We start from the raw sequence: 19,350 nt of genomic DNA, 5'->3' as shown, positions 1-19,350 counted from the left end.
TCAAGGAGAGTGCATGTCTATCACGGCGAAATCCGTTTACCGTGACACGGGAAATTTTTTTCGTAATCAGTTTGTTACTATTTTGCTGATTACACTGTTATGCGCGTTGGTTACCGTACTGCTTGGGCGCGTATTTATGCCCAGTGATGCACAACTCGCCATTATGAGTGAAGGTGATAACCTGGTGGGCAGTACGGGGTTGTTTGACCTTGTGCAAAACATGACGCCGGAGCAGCAGCAGGTTCTGTTACGCGCTTCTGCCGCATCGACCTTTTCGGGACTGATTGGTAACACCCTGCTGGTCGGCGGGACACTGGCTTTGATACAGCTGATTTCAGCTGGTCAACGGGTCAGCGCATTGCGCGCGATTGGTGCCAGTGCACCTGTCTTGCCAGCCTTGTTTATCCTGTTGATGCTGATGATGTTTATGACGCAATTCGGGATTATGCTGGTTATTGTGCCGGGTGTTATTGTCGCCATCCTGTTCGCTTTCGCACCGATCATGCTGGTTCAGGACAAAGTGGGTGTGTTCACTGCTATGCGTAACAGCCTGCGCCTGAGTTGGGCCAACATGCGAGTGGTTGCACCAGCCGTCATCGGCTGGATGTTAGCAAAAATCTTGCTGCTGATGTTTGCCCATAATCTTGCGTTTCTGACGCCAGAAGTGGGCGCAGTGGTCGCCAATACGGTGAGTAACATGATAACTGTAGCGCTGCTCATTTATCTGTTCCGCCTGTACATGCTGATTCGTCAGTAACTTTTTCTGCCTGCGCGGGCTCCGCCCCGCAGGCGATAATCTGTAACGGAATCGTAGAATGAAGCAGTTTCTTGATTTTCTCCCGCTGGTCGTGTTTTTCGCGTTTTATAAGCTTTATGACATCTATGCAGCGACGACTGCGCTGATTGTCGCAACGGCTGTCGTGCTCATTTACAGCTGGGTTCGCTATCGAAAAGTTGAAAAGATGGCGCTCATCACTTTTATTATCGTCGCCGTTTTTGGTGGTCTGACGATTTTCTTCCATAACGATGAATTTATTAAATGGAAGGTCACGGTGATTTATGGGTTGTTTGCTGCCGCCCTGCTGTTCAGTCAGTGGGTGATGAAAAAACCATTGATTCAGCGGATGCTGGGTAAAGAGCTGACGTTGCCAGAGTCTGTTTGGGGGCGTCTCAATCTCGCCTGGGCACTTTTTTTCATCGCCTGCGGTCTGGCCAATATCTACATCGCTTTCTGGTTACCGCAAAACATTTGGGTCAACTTTAAAGTCTTCGGTCTTACGGCACTGACGCTGCTATTTACCGTCCTGAGTGGCGTCTACATCTATCGCCACATCCCGCAGGATGACAAGTCCTGACGGCCAAAAGCCAGGTTCGCCTGGCTTTTTTTGTTGCCGCTGCGTTATCTCGTTGTGAGCGGTAATAAATTCATAGTAGCATCCCGCCGGAAACCCTTTATTCATTGTTGAGATATTCATGACACACACCCAAGATGCACCTCAGGGCGAGCTGGTTCTGCGCACGCTGGCCATGCCTGCAGACACCAATGCTAACGGCGATATTTTCGGCGGCTGGCTGATGTCACAAATGGATATGGGCGGCGCGATTATGGCGAAAGAGATCGCGCAAGGTCGCGTAGTCACCGTGCGGGTCGACGGCATGACCTTTTTGCGGCCTGTTGCCGTGGGTGACGTTGTGTGCTGCTACGCACGCTGCGTAAAACGCGGTAACACGTCGATTACGATCAATGTCGAAGTCTGGATCAAGAAAGTGGCGTCAGAGCCAATTGGACAACGCTACAAAGCCACTGAAGCACTGTTTATCTATGTCGCGGTAGATGGCGAAGGAAAACCCCGCCAGCTCCCCGTTCAGGCATAAAAAAAGCCTCCGGTTCGGAGGCTTTTTATTACTCCACTGTAGAGGTGCCCTTCATATTAAACACAATATTTACCGTGATACCGGTTCCGGGTTTCCCAGCTTCATAGCGCCATTTCCGCATCGCGGCTTTGACATCACGCTCAAACATATTTGACGGTTGTGCGGATAAAATTTCAACGTTATCAATGCGACCATCAGGCATCACATCAAACTTCACACGCACCCGCCCTTCAATGCGCAATGCCCTAGCGCGCGCAGGGTATTCTGGTGAAGAACGACTTAATGCACGCGGGCCAGCAGGAACGGACGGCGTCGGCTTGCTGGCAACCGATGGAGCTGTATTCGTTACGGGACGAACGGGGGCATCCACTGGAGCCGCAGCACGCTGCTCAACCGGTTTGACGTCACGCTTCGGCTGCTCAACCTTTTTCTCTGGCTTAGGCTTCGGTTTAGGCTTTGGCTTGGGTTCAGGTTTTTGAATAACCACCGGCGCTTCTTTTGGAGGTTCCGGGACCGGCTCGGGTTCAGGCTCCGGCTCAACTACCGGTTCAGGCTGCGGTTGTACCACCTGAGGCGGTTCCAGATCAGCCGGTGCCACCATAGTCACCGAGATAGGCTGTGCTGGCGCGGGTAGTTCAATAACCTGATGTACCGACATATACAGCAAACCTGCTACAGCGGCTCCGTGGATGCCTACAGATACTATCGCTGCCCAGGGAATGCGGCGTGGTAAATCTAGAGTCATTGAAGTCATAATCGTTTCAGTTGAAAAAACAAACCACGATTTTAAATGCAAATAGCAATCATATTCAACTAGCCATATCACCTATCGTTGATTTCGATCCGCAACTGCCTAAAAACAGCGCAGAAAAAACAGGGATGTGGAAGGGACTTCATCTTTGCATTGCAGCCACGCAATGATTCACATAACGTAACTGTTTTCTGCTGAAAAGGAGCAAACACCGTGCTTTACGTTATTTTTGCTGAAGATATCGTCGACTCTCTAGAGAAACGTCTGTCCGTTCGCCCTGCCCACCTCGCTCGCCTGCAGCTGTTGCAGGATGAAGGCCGCCTGTTAACAGCAGGTCCAATGCCTGCCGTAGACAGTAACGATCCGGGCGCTGCTGGATTCACAGGTTCGACGGTAATTGCGGAGTTTGAATCGCTGGAAGCGGCAAAAGCGTGGGCAGAAGCCGACCCTTACGTGGCTGCTGGCGTTTATCAGAACGTAACAATCAAGCCATTCAAGAAAGTGTTTTAATTTTTTGCAAAGCGGACGGGCCAGAGAAATAACACTGCACTGGCCCTTTCTATGGAACAGCGGTTAATGTGCGACGCTTTTCGAAAAAACGTTTATCGTGATAACCCCGGCAATAATTAACCCCATCCCCAGCACGGCGGGCATATCGAGTTTTTGCCCATGCACCAGCCAGCCCACCGTACCAATAAGCACAATGCCCGCACCAGACCAGATGGCGTAAATAATGCCAGTTGGGATCGTACGCATAGGAATGGTCAAACACCAGAACGCAATACAGTAGCCAGCGATGCTGATAATACTTGGGAAAATTCGGGTAAAACTGTCAGACGATTTTAATGCAGTGGTCGCGATCACTTCGGCGATGATAGCCACGGCCAAAAAGATCAAAGCTTCTTTATTCATGAGATTCCAGTAGGAAAGTACAGACGCTGTTGAGGGATAAAACTGCGTTAACCTAACGTAAAAACGTGACGCTTATGTGACGTTTAACGTCTCAATATGAGGTAAAACAGTGGGCACCCTGAGTGGTGCCCGGGATCATCAGAACACATAAAAATCAAAGACTAATGCATTACGATGCCGATTAAGAATACACTTTCTTATCGAGTGGATGCGCATATTGCGTCGCGATTGACCTTCCAGCCAACGCGCCTTACGACGACTGGTCTGTCGAGCCATGCGCCAGCGCCCCACTTCCGTTCTACTACGCTTCATTATGACGACTCTTTTCTAATGCTGACGCGCCATTATAGACCCTGACAGCCGCCACACCAGCGCTTTTGCGAACCGTTTTTATTTGCCAGATGAATCCTTATGCGTACACTCGTTATATGCGATTTTGAAAAGGATTTTTTGTTATGACAACCTTCTACACCGTCGTGAGTTGGCTGGTCATTTTAGGGTACTGGTTGCTTATTGCGGGGGTGACATTGCGCATCCTCATGAAACGTCGCGCGGTTCCCTCTGCTATGGCATGGCTGCTGATCATATTTATCCTGCCCCTGGTCGGCATTATCGCTTACCTCTCTTTTGGCGAGTTGCATTTGGGCAAACGCCGGGCAGAGCGCGCCAGAGCAATGTGGCCCTCAACGGCAAAATGGCTAAAAGACCTTAAAACACATCGTCATATCTTTGCGACCGAAAACAGCAGTGTTGCCGCATCCCTTTTCAAACTGTGTGAACGCCGTCAGGGCATTGCCGGTGTGAAGGGAAATCAACTCCAGTTGCTGACAACGTCAGAAGACGTGATGCAGGCACTGATTCGCGACATTCAACTGGCACGCCATAACATTGAGATGGTGTTCTATATCTGGCATCCCGGTGGCATGGCTGACCAGGTTGCAGAATCCTTGATGGCCGCCGCACGTCGTGGTGTGCACTGCCGTTTACTGCTCGATTCCGCAGGGAGCGTGACGTTTTTCCGCAGTCCGTGGGCCGATATGATGCGTAATGCTGGTATCGAGGTCGTCGAAGCGTTGAAAGTGAATCTGATGCGTGTTTTTCTGCGCCGTATGGATCTGCGCCAGCACCGTAAAATGGTGCTTATCGACAATTATATTGCCTACACCGGCAGTATGAATCTGGTCGACCCGCGCTATTTTAAGCAAGATGCAGGCGTCGGTCAGTGGGTGGATTTAATGGCAAGGATGGAAGGCCCAGTCTCAACCGCCATGGGCGTGGTCTACTCCTGCGACTGGGAAATTGAAACGGGTAAGCGCATTCTCCCGCCGCCACCCGATGCCAATATTATGCCTTTTGAGCAGGCCAGCGGGCACACCATTCATACCATCGCCTCCGGGCCCGGTTTCCCTGAAGACCTTATTCACCAGGCGCTGCTCACCGCGGTTTATGCTTCTCGTGAATATCTCATCATGACGACCCCCTATTTCGTGCCGAGCGATGATTTGCTGCATGCGATTTGTACCGCAGCACAGCGTGGTGTGGATGTCAGCATTATTTTGCCGCGTCACAATGATTCGGTACTGGTCGGCTGGGCCAGCCGTGCATTCTTCACTGAGCTGCTAGCAGCTGGAGTGAAGATTTATCAGTTTGAAGGCGGATTACTGCACACCAAGAGTGTATTGGTTGACGGAGAACTGAGTCTGGTGGGAACGGTGAACCTCGACATGCGCAGCCTGTGGCTCAATTTTGAGATAACCCTGGTGATTGATGATGCCGGATTTGGTGGCGATCTGGCCGCCGTTCAGGATGATTATATCTCCCGTTCTCGCCTGCTGGATGCCCGGTTATGGGTAAAGCGCCCGTTCTGGCATCGAATCGCTGAACGACTGTTTTACTTCTTCAGCCCGTTGCTGTAAAACGTGCCCAATTGACGTTAAACAGGTAGTTATTATGGAAATGGATCTGAACAATCGCCTGACCGAAGATGAAACGCTGGAACAGGCTTACGACATTTTTCTCGAACTGGCTGTCGATAATCTCGACCCGGCAGACGTAATTCTCTTTAACCTGCAATTTGAAGAGCGCGGCGGTGCAGAATTGTTCGATCCCAGTGAAGACTGGCATGAACACGTAGATTTTGATCTGAACCCGGACTTCTTTGCCGAAGTGGTGATTGGCCTGGCGGAGACGGACGGCGGCGAAATTAACGATATTTTCGCCCGCGTGCTGTTATGCCGGGAAAAGGACCACAAGCTCTGCCATATCCTCTGGCGCGAATGAGAAGTAAGAAAAAGGCTGACATCTGTCAGCCTTTTTTATTTACCGCTTACCCACTTAGAGCGGATCGACTTTCAGGCAAGAGACCGCATGTCGGAAGCTACCCTCCAGCACCGGGCGCGTCTTCGCACATTCCGGTCCGGCAATCGGGCAACGGGTGCGGAAAACACAACCTGACGGCGGATTGATCGGTGACGGTAATTCACCTTCCAGCAACTGTATTACCTTGTTCTTTTCCAGATCCGGGTCTGGAACAGGAACGGCAGACATCAGCGCTTTGGTATAAGGATGTTGCGGGTTATGGTACACCTCATCATAGGTACCCAACTCCACCGCATGTCCCAGATACATCACCAGCACCCTGTCGGAAATGTGTTTGACTACCGCCAGATCGTGCGCAATGAAGATCAGTGACAGCCCCATTTCACGCTGCAGTTTTTGCAACAGGTTCACTACCTGTGCCTGAATCGACACGTCCAGCGCTGAAACTGGCTCATCACAGATAATCAGCTTAGGCTCAAGGATCAGTGCCCGCGCAATACCGATACGCTGACACTGCCCACCGGAAAACTCGTGTGGATAACGGTTAATCAGGTTTGGCAGTAAACCCACCTTGAGCATCATCGCTTTGACACGATCGCGCACATCCTGGCGGGACATTTTTGGATGGTAGGTGCGCAGAGGTTCGGCAATAATTTCACCGATGGTCATACGTGGGTTCAGTGATGCCAGAGGATCCTGAAAAATCATCTGAATATCGCTACGCACCTCACGCCACTCATCCGGCTTCATTCCCAGCAGGTCTTTACCCAGCCAGGCAACCTTACCGTCTGTGGCTTTAACCAGCCCGATAATCGCGCGCGCAAACGTCGATTTACCACAACCAGATTCCCCAACCACGCCGAGGGTTTCACCTTCGTATAAACGCAGCGTCACACCGTCAACAGCCTTCAGGGTTTTCGCGGGCTGCCAGAACCATTGCTTGCCGTCTTTGATATCGAAATGCACTTTAAGATCGGCAATTTCGAGTAGAACTTTTCTCTCGTCAACTACGGTGCTCATACCAACTCCTCCACCGGCTTAAAGCAGGCGCGCAAGCGACCCGGGGCAAACTCCTCCAGCGGTGGAGCACTCATACAGATATCCATGGCATGTTGGCAACGAGGCTGGAACGGGCAACCTTTTGGCAGGCGAAGCAAGTTTGGCGGGTTGCCAGGAATGGTCAGCAGAGCTTCTCCTTCGGCATCCAGACGCGGGACCGCATTCAGCAGACCGATAGAGTACGGGTGAGCCGGGTGATAGAACACATCTCGCGCCTTGCCATATTCCATGGTACGCCCGGCATACATCACCAGTACCTTGTCGCAGATACCCGCAACCACACCCAGGTCATGGGTGATCATAATGATCGCCGTGTTGAATTCACTTTTCAGTTCGTTCAGCAGCGTCATGATCTGCGCCTGAACGGTCACATCCAGCGCAGTCGTTGGCTCATCGGCAATCAGCAACTTAGGCCGACATAACAGCGCCATCGCAATCATGACACGTTGACGCATCCCACCTGAGAACTCGTGCGGGTACATACGCATACGCTTACGCGCTTCCGGCATTTTGACGGCATCGAGCATTTTTACTGACTCTTCAAACGCTTCCGCTTTACTCATGCCTTTGTGCAACATCAGGACTTCCATTAACTGCTCACCCACCCGCATGTACGGGTTAAGTGAAGTCATGGGATCCTGGAAAATCATTGAAATTTGCTCAGCACGAAGTTTGTTGAGCGATTTTTCCGGTAGGTTGAGGATCTCTTTCCCGTTAAATTTCGCCGAACCGCCAATGATGCCATTTGAAGCAAGTAGCCCCATTAATGCGAAGGCAGTCTGGGATTTACCAGAACCAGATTCGCCCACGATACCGAGAGTCTCACCAGCCCGCAGATTGAAGTTGAGGTCGTTTACCGCCGTCACGTCACCGTCAGGGGTGGTAAAGGTGACTCGCAGATCTTTAACATCCAGCAAGATGTCAGATTGCTGCAGCGCCTGTGGCGCAGATGAGGTTTCATGCATGCTCATTACAGCACTCCTTAACGATCTTTCGGGTCGAGGGCATCACGAAGGCCATCGCCGATAAAGTTGAAACAGAACAGCGTCACGACAAGGAATGCCGCAGGGAACATCAGAAGCCAGGGGGAAACTTCCATTGAGTTCGCACCATCACTCAAGAGAGCGCCCCAACTGCTCAACGGTTCTTGCGTCCCCAGACCCAGGAAGCTCAGGAAGGATTCGAACAGAATCATGCTAGGCACCAGCAGCGATGCATACACCACGACCACACCTAATACGTTCGGCACAATGTGGCGAATCACGATGTTCCCGGTCGACACCCCACCAACTTGCGCCGCTTCGATGAACTCTTTGCGCTTCAGGCTCAACGTCTGACCACGCACGATACGGGCCATATCAAGCCAGGAGACCATCCCGATTGCCACGAAGATGAGCAGGATGTTTTGACCAAAGAAGGTGACCAGCAGAATTACGAAGAACATAAACGGGAAAGAGTTGAGGATTTCCAGGATACGCATCATGACGGAATCAATTTTTCCGCCCAGATAACCTGACAACGATCCGTATAGTGTACCTAACACAACGGCTACCAGTGCGGCAGCTATCCCTACCATCAGAGAAATACGTCCGCCAATGGCAACGCGCACTAACAGGTCACGACCGGAGGAGTCAGTACCAAAGTAGTGACCTGATTCGGTATCCGGAGCACTCGACATCATCCCCCAGTCCGTATCGAAATAGGCAAATTGCGACAGCATCGGTGCGAATGTCACAAACAGGGCAATCAGCAACAGCACGAACAAACTGGCGACCGCTGCGCGGTTATGCATGAAGCGACGTCGCGCGTCCTGCCAGAGGCTACGACCTTCGACTTCCAGTTTCTCACTGAAGTTTTCCAGCGCCTCGCTGTTTTTCTTACTTAACATCATGGCGTACTCCAGTGTTAATAACGAATTTTTGGATCGATAACGGCATACAGCACATCAACAACCGCATTGAATAAAATGGTGAGTGCACCAACCAGTATGGTCAAACTTAATACCAGGGAGTAATCACGATTGAGAGCGCCGTTAACGAACAACTGACCGATACCCGGTAATCCATAAATGGTTTCGATAACCATGGAACCAGTAATAATACCGACGAACGCTGGCCCCATATAAGAGAGCACGGGTAACAGTGCAGGCTTAAGCGCATGGCGGAAGATAATCCTGCGCATCGGTAATCCTTTTGCGCGTGCCGTACGAATAAAGTTTGAATGGAGGATTTCAATCATGGAACCACGGGTAATACGCGCAATACTGGCGATATAAGCCAGAGAGAGCGCCACCATCGGCAGAATGATAAATTTCGGTGCTCCCCCGTTCCATCCACCAGCAGGTAACCATTTAAGTGTAATCGCGAAGATCATGACCAATAAGGGGGCAACAACAAAACTGGGTATAACCACACCGGTCATTGCCAGTCCCATTACCGAATAATCCCATTTGGTATTTTGGTTCAGTGCGGCAATAACTCCAGCACCGACCCCAAAAATGACCGCCATTAAGAATGCAGCGGCGCCTAATTTCGCGGAGACCGGGAAACTGGCCGCAACCAGATCGTTCACCGTGTAATCTTTGTATTTAAACGACGGACCAAAATCGCCGTGCGCCAGCTGTTTCAGGTAGCTGGTGTATTGCGTCAGGATAGGATCGTTCAGGTGATATTTCGCTTCGATATTTGCCATTACTTCAGGCGGCAGCGTGCGTTCACCGGTAAAAGGACTTCCCGGTGCAAGGCGCATCATAAAGAAGGAGATCGTAATAAGAATAAAGAGTGTTGGAATCGCTTCTAAACAGCGACGTAGGATAAATTTCAACATTGCCCGTACCTTCTGGCCTGTGCCTTTGTAGTGCGATGAAATAAGACACCGTGGGGCAGGTTCACCCTGCCCCACTCATTGCCATTAATGCTTGATAATATAAAGGTTCTTAACGTAGATGTTATCCATCGGGTCTTTACCGGTATAACCACCTACCCACGGTTTAACCAGACGGGCGTTAACGTAGTAGTAAACCGGAACAATGGCAGAATCTTTATCGAGCTGTTGTTCTGCTTTGGTGTAAAGCTCGGTACGTTGCGCTTCGCTGGTGGCTTTCAGCGTATCGCCAACCAGTTTGTCGAACTCAGCACTCTTATAATGCGCAGTGTTGTTTGAGCTATCAGACAACATGGTGTTCAGGAAAGAAGTCGGCTCGTTGTAGTCTGCACACCAGCCTGCACGCGCAACATCAAAGGTGCCCTGATGACGGCTGTCGAGGAAGGTTTTCCACTCCTGGTTCTCCAGCTTCACATCCACGCCCAGATTTTTCTTCCAGATAGATGCAACGGCGATAGCCAGTTTTTTGTGCAGATCGGAAGTGTTGTACAGCAGGTTGAACGTTAACGGCTTATCAGCGGTATAACCCGCTTCAGCCAGCAGTTTTTTCGCTTCTTCGTTACGTTTGTCCTGAGACAGTTTGAACCACTCAGGCTCAACCAGTTTTGCACCATCGGTGTATGGTGGGGTGTAGCTATATGCCGGCAGATCGCCCTGGTTTTTCACCTTGTTGACGATAATGTCACGATCAAGTGCCAGTTTCAGAGCGGTACGAACACGCACATCGTTGAATGGCGCTTTTTGGTTGTTAATTTCGTAATAGTAAGTACAGAGATACGGGTCAACATGGACTTCAGTCGGGATCTCTTTTTTCAGTTTCTGGAACAGTTCAATCGGCATGTTGTTATAGGTCATGTCGATTTCACCGCTGCGGTAGCGGTTAACGTCTGTTACTTCAGAAGAAATTGGCAGGTAGGTCACCTGATTAATCACGGTTTTGGCGTTATCCCAATAGTTGGTATTACGCTCAAGCACGATACGTTCGTTGACAACCCAATCTTTCAGTTTGTAAGCACCGTTGGTCACGATGTTCGCCGGTTGGGTCCATTTGTCACCGAATTTTTCTACGACAGCTTTAGGAACTGGCGATACAGAAGGGTGTACCAGCAGTTTATAGAAATAAGGAACAGGTTCGCTCAGAGTCACTTCAAAGGTATTATCATCGATAGCTTTTACGCCCAGATCGGTGATCGGTTTTTTACCTTCGATGATTTCATCGATATTCGCGATGTGACCGTACTGCAGATAGCTTGCATACGGGGAAGCCGTTTTAGGATCAGCCAGACGCTGCCAGCTATAAACGAAATCTTGTGCCGTTACCGGCGTGCCATCAGACCATTTTGCATCTTTACGCAGATGGAAGGTCCAGACTTTAAAATCTTTGTTTTCCCATTTTTCAGCCACACCCGCACTAGGATGGCCTTGAATGTCGGAAATCAGCAACCCTTCAAAGAGATCGCGGCTAACGTTAGATTCCGGTACCCCTTCAATCTTATGTGGGTCGAGGGATTGGACTTCAGAGCCGTTGTTGCGGACCAACGTCTGCGTGTCAGCCAGTTTTACATTTGCCGGAACGTCAGCCGCCATGGCCACGTTACCTGCCATTAGCGCAGTGAAAATCCCTGCAGCTACCAGACTTTTCTTTGTGATGATGGACATTGTGTTGATACTCCACTCATTATAATTACTGGCATTAGTACCAGCTGTTTTGTTCCCTTTCGGGGTACCCGGTCAGCGCAGGAGCTTTAGCAACTGCCAGGCATCGTTTACTGCTTGCTATCACCGACTTGTCTTTATTACGAGATGCTCGTTCGGCACCCTTACGTCGATATCGAGTACGTCACCCTGTCGCGACGTACCTTATAGAGCATGGGATAAGAATTACATTTGAAAATAATTCTCATCCGCATTTATTCTTAACAAAAATATAAGGCCGGAAAGTAGCAAATGCGTATATTCGCCGCCAATACAATTTGCAAATTTGTTAACCAATTCTCTTTTATTTCTGTCAACAAACCTTACAACCTTCTCACCCTTGTCACAGACATCAAAAAACTTGCATAAAAATCAATGGAATGTGCAAAAAAACACATCATGCTTATGACCGAGCGACTTCACTGGTCGTTTTTTACACAAAAAATCAACATTTGATTATTATCTAGCACATTTGTCTGTTTGTACGGGGAAATTACTAATAACATTTCAATTATCCTACAGCAACCCCCAGAGTATCATGTGAGTAAAATAACACGGCAAAGGGATTAATTTATCGCCAATGAATCGTGCAACAAAATGTAATTCATTGAAATAAAACCATTAATCTTAATCAGTGCAATTTATTATATTTACGTTTTTTTCCGGCAATATTTATACGTTTTACTAATAATGCGGCAAATGGAACGCAACCGGACAAATCATTTTCATATGAAATGATTTCATTGCAGCAAACCTGGGAAAATCGCCTTCACACCAGCCACGATAAACTCGATTCCCAATGCCATAAGCAACAAGCCCATAATACGGGTAATCACGTTGATCCCTGTTTGCCCCAGCAGTCGCACCAGCCACGGCGCAATACGGAACAATCCCCATGAACACGCGGCAAAAAGAGCAATTGCGACCGTGAAGCCGGCTAAATATTCCACCGTGTGAAAACGGGTCCCCCACACAATAGTCGAGCTGATCGCCCCCGGCCCCGCCATAAGAGGCAGAGCAAGGGGGACCACACCTATGCTTTCTCTTATTGCCGACTCCGATTTTTCCTGCTTGTTTTGCTTATCCTCGCCCAACTTGCCGCTGATCATCGACATGGCGATAGTCACGACCAGGATGCCACCGGCGATGCGGAAGGAGTCAATAGAAATGCCGAAGAGCTGCAGGATTGAGTCGCCGAGAAAGAGCGAAGTCCAAAGAATGATTGCCACTGAGAGGTTAGCGGTAAGGTTAGTTTTATTCCTGGCAGCCGCAGTCTGGTAACTCGTCATGCTGATAAAAACCGGAATAATGCCAATCGGGTTCACTAAAGCAAAAAGACCAATGAAGAATTTAGACCAGGTAGGAAAATCAAAGACGGTTTGAATCACGTGGTGCTCCGCAATGCAGCAAGGCAAAAGGTCATAAAACGAACAGCAAAACCATGCTAAATATACGCCTAATCACAGCATAGCTCACCATAAATACTGACTTTCTCACGACTTTTGGGCATGTTATGCATTTGTATTAATTATGATAATCTTAGCCGACGCCATCCTTTTATCATTAACATTTGATACAAATGCCCAAAAACAGCATGCTGAAAGGTGTCAGCTTCGCTGAAACTTGATTTAGATCACGTAATCGCTACTCAGAAGTGAGTACTCTTGGTTACGTCGTCAGGGTCCTCTAATCATCATTAAGAATGATGTTTTGTTTAGACTCTTCCAGTAAATCAGTGGGTCAGGAAAGGCGTTAACTTATTGTTTTTCTGTAATTTACGCAACCTGCAGCTAGCCTGTCTATACTGTCGTATCGAACAGCTGGTTTACTAGAAAAGTTTAACATTATCAGGAGAGCATTATGGCTGTTACTAATGTCGCTGAACTTAACGCACTCGTAGAGCGCGTGAAAAAAGCCCAGCGTGAATATGCCAACTTTACTCAAGAACAAGTTGACAAGATCTTCCGCGCCGCCGCTCTGGCTGCTGCTGATGCCCGAATCCCTCTCGCTAAAATGGCTGTTGCCGAATCTGGCATGGGTATCGTCGAAGATAAAGTGATTAAAAACCACTTCGCTTCCGAATATATCTACAACGCCTATAAAGATGAGAAGACTTGCGGCGTCCTCGACGAAGATGACACCTTTGGTACCATCACCATCGCTGAACCTATCGGTATTATTTGCGGTATTGTTCCGACTACTAACCCGACTTCTACAGCTATCTTCAAATCGCTGATCAGCCTGAAGACACGCAACGCAATCATTTTCTCCCCGCATCCACGTGCTAAAGACGCCACCAACAAAGCAGCAGATATCGTTCTGCAGGCTGCCATCGCAGCCGGCGCGCCAAAAGATCTGATCGGTTGGATTGATCAACCGTCCGTTGAACTGTCAAACGCACTGATGCACCACCCTGACATTAACCTGATCCTCGCGACTGGTGGTCCGGGCATGGTTAAAGCGGCATATAGCTCCGGCAAACCTGCTATCGGCGTTGGCGCGGGTAACACGCCAGTTGTTATTGATGAGACTGCTGATATCAAACGTGCTGTAGCATCCGTTTTGATGTCTAAAACCTTTGATAACGGCGTAATTTGTGCTTCCGAGCAGTCTGTTGTTGTGGTTGATTCCGTTTATGACGCAGTACGTGAACGTTTTGCCAGCCACGGCGGCTACCTGTTACAGGGTAAAGAGCTGAAAGCTGTTCAGGATATCATTCTGAAAAATGGCGCGCTGAACGCAGCCATCGTTGGTCAACCGGCATACAAAATTGCTGAACTGGCTGGCTTTACTGTTCCAGCATCAACCAAAATTCTGATTGGCGAAGTCACTGTCGTTGACGAAAGCGAACCGTTTGCTCACGAAAAACTGTCTCCAACGCTGGCTATGTATCGTGCGAAAGATTTCGACGATGCGGTAGTTAAAGCAGAAAAACTGGTTGCCATGGGCGGTATCGGTCACACATCTTGCCTTTACACTGACCAGGATAACCAGCCTGCTCGCGTACAGAAATTCGGCGCGGAAATGAAAACCGCGCGTATCCTGATTAACACCCCCGCTTCTCAGGGTGGTATCGGTGACCTGTATAACTTCAAACTCGCACCATCCCTGACTCTGGGTTGTGGTTCCTGGGGTGGTAACTCCATCTCTGAAAACGTTGGTCCGAAACACTTGATCAACAAGAAAACCGTTGCTAAGCGAGCTGAAAACATGTTGTGGCATAAACTTCCGAAATCTATCTACTTCCGCCGAGGCTCTCTGCCAATCGCGCTGGATGAAGTGATTACTGATGGTCACAAACGTGCGCTGATCGTGACTGACCGCTTCCTCTTCAACAATGGTTATGCAGACCAGATTACGTCTGTTCTGAAAGCCTCTGGCGTGGAAACTGAAGTGTTCTTTGAAGTTGAAGCTGATCCGACGCTGACTATCGTGCGTAAAGGTGCTGAGCTCGCCAACTCCTTTAAACCAGACGTGATTATCGCGCTGGGCGGCGGTTCCCCAATGGATGCAGCCAAAATCATGTGGGTCATGTACGAACATCCGGAAACCCACTTCGAAGAACTGGCACTGCGCTTTATGGATATCCGTAAACGTATCTACAAGTTCCCGAAAATGGGCGTAAAAGCAAAAATGGTTGCTATTACCACCACATCCGGTACAGGTTCAGAAGTAACTCCATTCGCTGTTGTTACTGACGACGCAACGGGTCAGAAATATCCGCTGGCAGACTACGCGTTGACTCCGGATATGGCCATTGTTGATGCTAACCTCGTCATGGATATGCCGAAATCGCTCTGCGCATTTGGTGGTCTGGATGCGGTTACGCACTCACTGGAAGCCTATGTTTCTGTACTGGCATCTGAGTTCTCTGACGGTCAGGCTCTGCAGGCTCTTAAATTGCTGAAAGAAAACCTGCCAGCATCTTACCATGAAGGCTCTAAAAACCCGGTTGCTCGTGAACGTGTGCACAGTGCTGCTACCATCGCCGGTATCGCGTTTGCCAACGCCTTCCTGGGTGTGTGTCACTCAATGGCGCACAAACTGGGTTCTCAGTTCCATATTCCGCACGGTCTGGCCAACGCCCTGCTGATCTGTAACGTTATCCGCTATAACGCGAATGACAACCCGACCAAACAGACAGCGTTCAGCCAGTATGACCGTCCTCAGGCTCGTCGTCGCTATGCAGAGATTGCAGATCATCTGGGTCTGACGGCTACCGGTGACCGTACTGCTGCGAAAATCGAGAAACTGCTGGCATGGCTGGAAAGCATTAAAGCTGACCTGGGCATTCCTAAGTCCATTCGTGAAGCAGGCGTCCAGGAAGCAGACTTCCTGGCACATGTGGACAAACTGTCTGAAGATGCGTTTGATGACCAGTGTACTGGTGCGAATCCGCGCTACCCACTGATCTCCGAGCTGAAACAAATCCTGCTGGATACTTTCTACGGACGTGAGTTCAAAGAAGGTGACGTTGCGGAAGTTAAAGCCGACGTAGCAAAAGCTGATAAAAAAGCGAAGAAAACCGCTTAATAAGTTTCAACAAAGAAAAACCGTCTGATGGCTAACACCGTTCACTTAAGACGTTTTAAGTGAACGGAATACCGGTTTTTTGAGATTTAAACGGTCCGTTTTGTGGGCCGTTTTTCTTTTCCGGCAAAACAAATCGCGTCACATTCTCCCGCATTTCCCACTGCTTTGTCAGAAAGATCCCCGGTTTACTCAGTGTGCACCAGATGGTCTCCGTCACCGAATATTTCCACTATCCAGTATTTTGTATTGTCCTTGAGAAGGATGCTTTACGTACTCAAAGAGCTCGAATGTGCACGGTCTGCGAAACAGTGTGTCATCAACGATATACAACCTGGTGCCCATTGGTGAGAAAATTCCCATCCTCCATTTGAATACAGTAGACTTCCTCAAGCGGTTCATCGCTGAGTCGCTGATATATATGGCCAATGGAACTGGCCGCGAGGGACTCACCTTCAAGCGAGCTCAGGAACAGGTAAAGTATTGTTGAGACATCATCGGCGGTACGATCGCGATAGAGGCCCATGGTAACAATCAGCCAGACCACGAGTTATGGGGAGACCTGTGTTTACGGATACAGGTTCATTTGTGGATTCAAGGACCTGAGAAATCCATCCCAGCGGAATGGCACGCAGAAAATGAAGTGGCTAATTCCTGGCCCTGATATCTTCAAGCCTGGTCGAAAGCATAAAAAAGCCCCATCAAAGAATTGATGAGGCTATTGTCGTCTTCACACCGGATTGTGCAATCAATCATTATGCTTACTCGAACGGTGTTAGCTTATCAGGCAGTGTTCTTATATAAACAATGAAGGTACAAACATCTATTCTGCTACCCCCTCACCCGCACCTGAATCTCGGCCAACGATCCCACGGCAAGCGCCTCTTTATAATGTTTGCGGCATACTGAGACATAGCGTTCATTTCCGCCAATGACGACCTGTTCACCTTCGTTATAAGGCCTCCCCTGCTGATCGAGGCGCAGCACCATACTCGCTTTGCGTCCGCAGAAACAGATTGTTTTTAGCTCAACCAACTTATCTGAGAGAGCCAGTAAATACTGGCTGCCGATAAAAAGCTCCCCCCGGAAATCAGTTCTCAACCCATAGCAAAGGACAGGAATATCAAGATCATCAACAACGTCAGACAACTCATAAACTTGTTGGCGTGTTAAAAACTGACTTTCATCTATTAGTACGCAATGAATCGGTTCACGTGAATGCTCAGCGCCGATCTCTTCTTTGAGTACCGTATCCTGATTGAACAACTTAGCCGGGGAAGATAGTCCTATCCGCGAACTGACCTTACCAGCACCGAAGCGATCGTCAATTTCCGCCGTATAGACAAGCGTGCGCATACCGCGTTCCTGGTAATTGTAGGAAGACTGCAGCAACGCAGTAGACTTCCCGGCATTCATTGCTGAGTAATAGAAATAAAGTTGCGCCATTGCCCGCAAGACCTCTATCAAAGTGTGATATTCATTGGGAGGATTGTATCATATTTTAACGCCCCCTCTTAGCCTCTGTTACAAGGTCTCCCGGAATGCCCCTCCTCTTTCTATCAGTACAGATTTAACTTATTTCACCCTGCAACTGTTGCTGCCAAAGAAACATACAATATGGATAACCATGCATTAACTCCCTATTACTGAGAGAAAAATTTAGTGCCAGGCTTCAGAAATTATTAATGTTTTCCCAGAGTCACAACGTCTTTTGAATCTAATAAAAAAGGTTGATATTTATCCACCGAAACTATAATTTGCATGAGATTAATCAGTAAACTTTTTCACAAAATTGCCACTTTAGTTGCAATCATACGCCGTTTCTATATGTACTTTTCGTGCCACCTACTGCACTAAATTTAAGTTAATGGATTTTATAACTGAGATAAATAAAGAGGAAATTTGAATTCCTTACATTCTCACCTATTGCACTAGACAAATTAAGGCTCTATTATTAGCTCAACAAACCACCCCAATATAAGTTTGAGATTAGAAAAATGAGCGAAGCACTTAAAATTCTTAACAACATCCGTACACTTCGTGCGCAAGCAAGAGAATGCACCCTCGAAACGCTCGAAGAGATGCTCGAAAAACTAGAAGTTGTCGTTAACGAACGTCGTGAAGAAGAAAGCGCCGCAGCTGCTGAAATCGAAGAACGTACCCGTAAATTACAGCAATACCGTGAAATGTTGATTGCTGACGGTATTGATCCGAACGAACTGCTGAATAGCATGGTCACGGCTAAAACCGGTACTAAAGCTAAACGCGCTGCCCGTCCGGCTAAATATAGCTATGTTGACGAAAATGGCGAAACCAAAACCTGGACAGGTCAAGGTCGTACTCCGGCAGTGATCAAAAAGGCAATGGACGAAAACGGTAAGCAGCTGGATGACTTCCTGATCAATGAGTAATCCAACTCATTAAAAAAATCCTGCTGATAGCAGGATTTTTTTTGCCTGTCGTATCGCCAATAAAGAACTTCAGTTGACGTTAATCGTGCATTCCTGATGAAATTTGCTCACTGAATCAGTGTCAGTGTTAATTACTTCGCTAGATTCAATATGCAAAGCCTGCGATAAACATCAGGATGATTATCATCCGTAAGAACCAAATAAATATCCTCCGGCATAGCCGGAGGTTTTTCAAATGCGCCTATAAGGCTCTGTTACCAGCCGCGCCCTAACAGGCGCATACGATCTGACATTTGCATCAGACTTCGCTACTTACGGCCCGTAAACGGGCTGCCCGGATAAGGGATCGATAACTGCTCCCCCATCTTATCCTCTTCAAGCTGGTGCTTTATGTATTCCTGTATCTTTGCCGTGTTCTTACCCACCGTGTCTACGTAGTACCCACGGCACCAGAACTCCCTGTTTCTGTACTTGAATTTCAAATCCCCAAACTGCTCATAAAGCATCAGACTGCTTTTGCCTTTCAGATACCCCATGAACCCCGACACACTCATCTTCGGTGGGATTTCCAGAAGCATATGAATGTGATCCGTACAGCATTCTGCTTCTAGAATATGGACGTTTTTCCATTCACATAGCTTTCTTAATATGCCGCCTATTGCTCTGCGTTTCTCCCCATAAAACACCTGTCGGCGGTATTTGGGCGCAAAGACTATGTGATATTTACAGTTCCATCGGGTGTGCGCTAAGCTCTTTTCGTCCCCCATTGGGACCCCCTTTTGATTTCTTGTTTAACTTTTGCAGTTGCCAGACCGCAAAGATGTTTTAACAAATCAAAAGGGGTTTTTATATCCGGCTCAAAGCTGAAAGCTTTACTGAACCCCCAGCCTAGCTGGGGGTTTTCTATAGACAATA

The 19,350-nt window shown here is 48.5% G+C and carries 19 protein-coding genes and 1 pseudogene; 8 read left to right on the top strand and 12 right to left on the bottom strand.

Going from position 1 to position 19,350, the window contains the following annotated elements:
- Positions 1-13 precede the first annotated feature (13 nt).
- The 3 genes from AC5JPW_RS24660 (at position 14) to yciA (ending at position 1,875) form a co-directional block, all read left to right on the top strand.
- Positions 14-757, top strand: a complete 744-nt coding sequence (locus tag AC5JPW_RS24660; protein WP_494244014.1) for a YciC family protein — start codon at positions 14-16, stop codon at positions 755-757.
- Between the two features lie 58 nt (positions 758-815).
- Positions 816-1,355: a septation protein A gene (locus tag AC5JPW_RS24655; RefSeq protein ID WP_494244012.1), complete on the top strand. Its 540-nt coding sequence runs from the start codon at positions 816-818 to the stop codon at positions 1,353-1,355.
- A 118-nt stretch (positions 1,356-1,473) separates the two neighbouring features.
- Positions 1,474-1,875 (top strand): acyl-CoA thioester hydrolase YciA, encoded by a 402-nt coding sequence (yciA, locus tag AC5JPW_RS24650; protein WP_494244010.1) that lies wholly within the window; start codon positions 1,474-1,476, stop codon positions 1,873-1,875.
- 28 nt (positions 1,876-1,903) lie between these two features.
- Here the strand turns inward: yciA and tonB are convergent, their stop codons facing one another.
- Complete coding sequence (tonB, locus tag AC5JPW_RS24645) at positions 1,904-2,620, bottom strand: TonB system transport protein TonB (protein ID WP_494244434.1); 717 nt, start codon at positions 2,618-2,620, stop codon at positions 1,904-1,906.
- 219 nt (positions 2,621-2,839) lie between these two features.
- Between tonB and AC5JPW_RS24640 the strand changes: the two genes are divergently transcribed.
- Positions 2,840-3,136, top strand: a complete 297-nt coding sequence (locus AC5JPW_RS24640; RefSeq protein WP_494244008.1) for a YciI family protein — start codon at positions 2,840-2,842, stop codon at positions 3,134-3,136.
- Between the two features lie 63 nt (positions 3,137-3,199).
- On the opposite strand, the gene AC5JPW_RS24635 is transcribed toward AC5JPW_RS24640, so the two are convergent.
- Complete coding sequence (locus AC5JPW_RS24635; protein ID WP_494244006.1) at positions 3,200-3,538, bottom strand: SMR family transporter; 339 nt, start codon at positions 3,536-3,538, stop codon at positions 3,200-3,202.
- Between the two features lie 138 nt (positions 3,539-3,676).
- Positions 3,677-3,850: a YciY family protein gene (locus AC5JPW_RS24630; RefSeq protein WP_437430500.1), complete on the bottom strand. Its 174-nt coding sequence runs from the start codon at positions 3,848-3,850 to the stop codon at positions 3,677-3,679.
- Between the two features lie 143 nt (positions 3,851-3,993).
- Here AC5JPW_RS24630 and cls point away from each other — a divergent pair, with 143 nt between their 5' ends.
- Positions 3,994-5,454: a cardiolipin synthase gene (gene cls, locus AC5JPW_RS24625; RefSeq protein ID WP_494244003.1), complete on the top strand. Its 1,461-nt coding sequence runs from the start codon at positions 3,994-3,996 to the stop codon at positions 5,452-5,454.
- Between the two features lie 34 nt (positions 5,455-5,488).
- A complete protein-coding gene (locus AC5JPW_RS24620) occupies positions 5,489-5,818 on the top strand; it encodes an HI1450 family dsDNA-mimic protein (RefSeq protein ID WP_458043221.1) in 330 nt (109 codons plus the stop codon).
- Between the two features lie 54 nt (positions 5,819-5,872).
- On the opposite strand, the gene oppF is transcribed toward AC5JPW_RS24620, so the two are convergent.
- From oppF to AC5JPW_RS24590, 6 genes are all read right to left on the bottom strand, one after another.
- Positions 5,873-6,877: a murein tripeptide/oligopeptide ABC transporter ATP-binding protein OppF gene (oppF, locus tag AC5JPW_RS24615; protein WP_494244001.1), complete on the bottom strand. Its 1,005-nt coding sequence runs from the start codon at positions 6,875-6,877 to the stop codon at positions 5,873-5,875.
- Positions 6,874-7,887, bottom strand: coding sequence for an ABC transporter ATP-binding protein (locus AC5JPW_RS24610; RefSeq protein ID WP_494243999.1), 1,014 nt, complete (start codon positions 7,885-7,887; stop codon positions 6,874-6,876). The genes oppF and AC5JPW_RS24610 overlap by 4 nt, the downstream gene beginning before the upstream one ends.
- An 11-nt stretch (positions 7,888-7,898) precedes the next feature.
- Complete coding sequence (oppC, locus tag AC5JPW_RS24605) at positions 7,899-8,807, bottom strand: oligopeptide ABC transporter permease OppC (protein ID WP_494243997.1); 909 nt, start codon at positions 8,805-8,807, stop codon at positions 7,899-7,901.
- 14 nt (positions 8,808-8,821) lie between these two features.
- A complete protein-coding gene (gene oppB / locus AC5JPW_RS24600) occupies positions 8,822-9,742 on the bottom strand; it encodes an oligopeptide ABC transporter permease OppB (RefSeq protein WP_458043225.1) in 921 nt (306 codons plus the stop codon).
- An 84-nt stretch (positions 9,743-9,826) separates the two neighbouring features.
- A complete protein-coding gene (gene oppA, locus AC5JPW_RS24595) occupies positions 9,827-11,458 on the bottom strand; it encodes an oligopeptide ABC transporter substrate-binding protein OppA (protein ID WP_494243995.1) in 1,632 nt (543 codons plus the stop codon).
- Between the two features lie 776 nt (positions 11,459-12,234).
- On the bottom strand, positions 12,235-12,882 hold the full coding sequence (locus AC5JPW_RS24590; RefSeq protein WP_494243993.1) for a YchE family NAAT transporter: 648 nt from the start codon (positions 12,880-12,882) through the stop codon (positions 12,235-12,237).
- A gap of 472 nt (positions 12,883-13,354) precedes the next feature.
- Between AC5JPW_RS24590 and adhE the strand changes: the two genes are divergently transcribed.
- Positions 13,355-16,027, top strand: a complete 2,673-nt coding sequence (gene adhE, locus AC5JPW_RS24585) for a bifunctional acetaldehyde-CoA/alcohol dehydrogenase (protein ID WP_494243991.1) — start codon at positions 13,355-13,357, stop codon at positions 16,025-16,027.
- Between the two features lie 261 nt (positions 16,028-16,288).
- Here the strand turns inward: adhE and AC5JPW_RS24580 are convergent.
- Positions 16,289-16,662, bottom strand: a pseudogene (locus tag AC5JPW_RS24580) (transposase domain-containing protein); the annotation flags it as partial.
- 193 nt (positions 16,663-16,855) lie between these two features.
- On the bottom strand, positions 16,856-17,470 hold the full coding sequence (gene tdk, locus AC5JPW_RS24575; RefSeq protein ID WP_494243989.1) for a thymidine kinase: 615 nt from the start codon (positions 17,468-17,470) through the stop codon (positions 16,856-16,858).
- A gap of 551 nt (positions 17,471-18,021) precedes the next feature.
- Between tdk and hns the strand changes: the two genes are divergently transcribed.
- On the top strand, positions 18,022-18,435 hold the full coding sequence (gene hns / locus AC5JPW_RS24570; RefSeq protein ID WP_494243987.1) for a histone-like nucleoid-structuring protein H-NS: 414 nt from the start codon (positions 18,022-18,024) through the stop codon (positions 18,433-18,435).
- A gap of 308 nt (positions 18,436-18,743) precedes the next feature.
- On the opposite strand, the gene tnpA is transcribed toward hns, so the two are convergent.
- A complete protein-coding gene (gene tnpA, locus AC5JPW_RS24565; RefSeq protein ID WP_494238354.1) occupies positions 18,744-19,202 on the bottom strand; it encodes an IS200/IS605 family transposase in 459 nt (152 codons plus the stop codon).
- Positions 19,203-19,350 lie beyond the last annotated feature (148 nt).

The sequence above is a fragment of the Phytobacter sp. genome, assembly GCF_059074235.1.
The sequence above is the reverse complement of the archived record's forward strand: the minus strand, read 5'-3'. Positions and strand labels throughout refer to the sequence as shown.

What these genes read in the sequence shown, in the direction of transcription:
- AC5JPW_RS24660 (WP_494244014.1), top strand. Translation starts at nt 14, where the DNA reads ATGTCTATCACGGCGAAATCCGTTTACCGTGACACGGGAAATTTTTTT.
- AC5JPW_RS24655 (WP_494244012.1), top strand. Translation starts at nt 816, where the DNA reads ATGAAGCAGTTTCTTGATTTTCTCCCGCTGGTCGTGTTTTTCGCGTTT.
- yciA (WP_494244010.1), top strand. Translation starts at nt 1,474, where the DNA reads ATGACACACACCCAAGATGCACCTCAGGGCGAGCTGGTTCTGCGCACG.
- tonB (WP_494244434.1), bottom strand. Translation starts at nt 2,620, where the DNA reads ATGACTCTAGATTTACCACGCCGCATTCCCTGGGCAGCGATAGTATCT.
- AC5JPW_RS24635 (WP_494244006.1), bottom strand. Translation starts at nt 3,538, where the DNA reads ATGAATAAAGAAGCTTTGATCTTTTTGGCCGTGGCTATCATCGCCGAA.
- AC5JPW_RS24630 (WP_437430500.1), bottom strand. Translation starts at nt 3,850, where the DNA reads ATGAAGCGTAGTAGAACGGAAGTGGGGCGCTGGCGCATGGCTCGACAG.
- cls (WP_494244003.1), top strand. Translation starts at nt 3,994, where the DNA reads ATGACAACCTTCTACACCGTCGTGAGTTGGCTGGTCATTTTAGGGTAC.
- AC5JPW_RS24620 (WP_458043221.1), top strand. Translation starts at nt 5,489, where the DNA reads ATGGAAATGGATCTGAACAATCGCCTGACCGAAGATGAAACGCTGGAA.
- oppF (WP_494244001.1), bottom strand. Translation starts at nt 6,877, where the DNA reads ATGAGCACCGTAGTTGACGAGAGAAAAGTTCTACTCGAAATTGCCGAT.
- AC5JPW_RS24610 (WP_494243999.1), bottom strand. Translation starts at nt 7,887, where the DNA reads ATGAGCATGCATGAAACCTCATCTGCGCCACAGGCGCTGCAGCAATCT.
- oppC (WP_494243997.1), bottom strand. Translation starts at nt 8,807, where the DNA reads ATGATGTTAAGTAAGAAAAACAGCGAGGCGCTGGAAAACTTCAGTGAG.
- oppB (WP_458043225.1), bottom strand. Translation starts at nt 9,742, where the DNA reads ATGTTGAAATTTATCCTACGTCGCTGTTTAGAAGCGATTCCAACACTC.
- oppA (WP_494243995.1), bottom strand. Translation starts at nt 11,458, where the DNA reads ATGTCCATCATCACAAAGAAAAGTCTGGTAGCTGCAGGGATTTTCACT.
- adhE (WP_494243991.1), top strand. Translation starts at nt 13,355, where the DNA reads ATGGCTGTTACTAATGTCGCTGAACTTAACGCACTCGTAGAGCGCGTG.
- tdk (WP_494243989.1), bottom strand. Translation starts at nt 17,470, where the DNA reads ATGGCGCAACTTTATTTCTATTACTCAGCAATGAATGCCGGGAAGTCT.
- hns (WP_494243987.1), top strand. Translation starts at nt 18,022, where the DNA reads ATGAGCGAAGCACTTAAAATTCTTAACAACATCCGTACACTTCGTGCG.
- tnpA (WP_494238354.1), bottom strand. Translation starts at nt 19,202, where the DNA reads ATGGGGGACGAAAAGAGCTTAGCGCACACCCGATGGAACTGTAAATAT.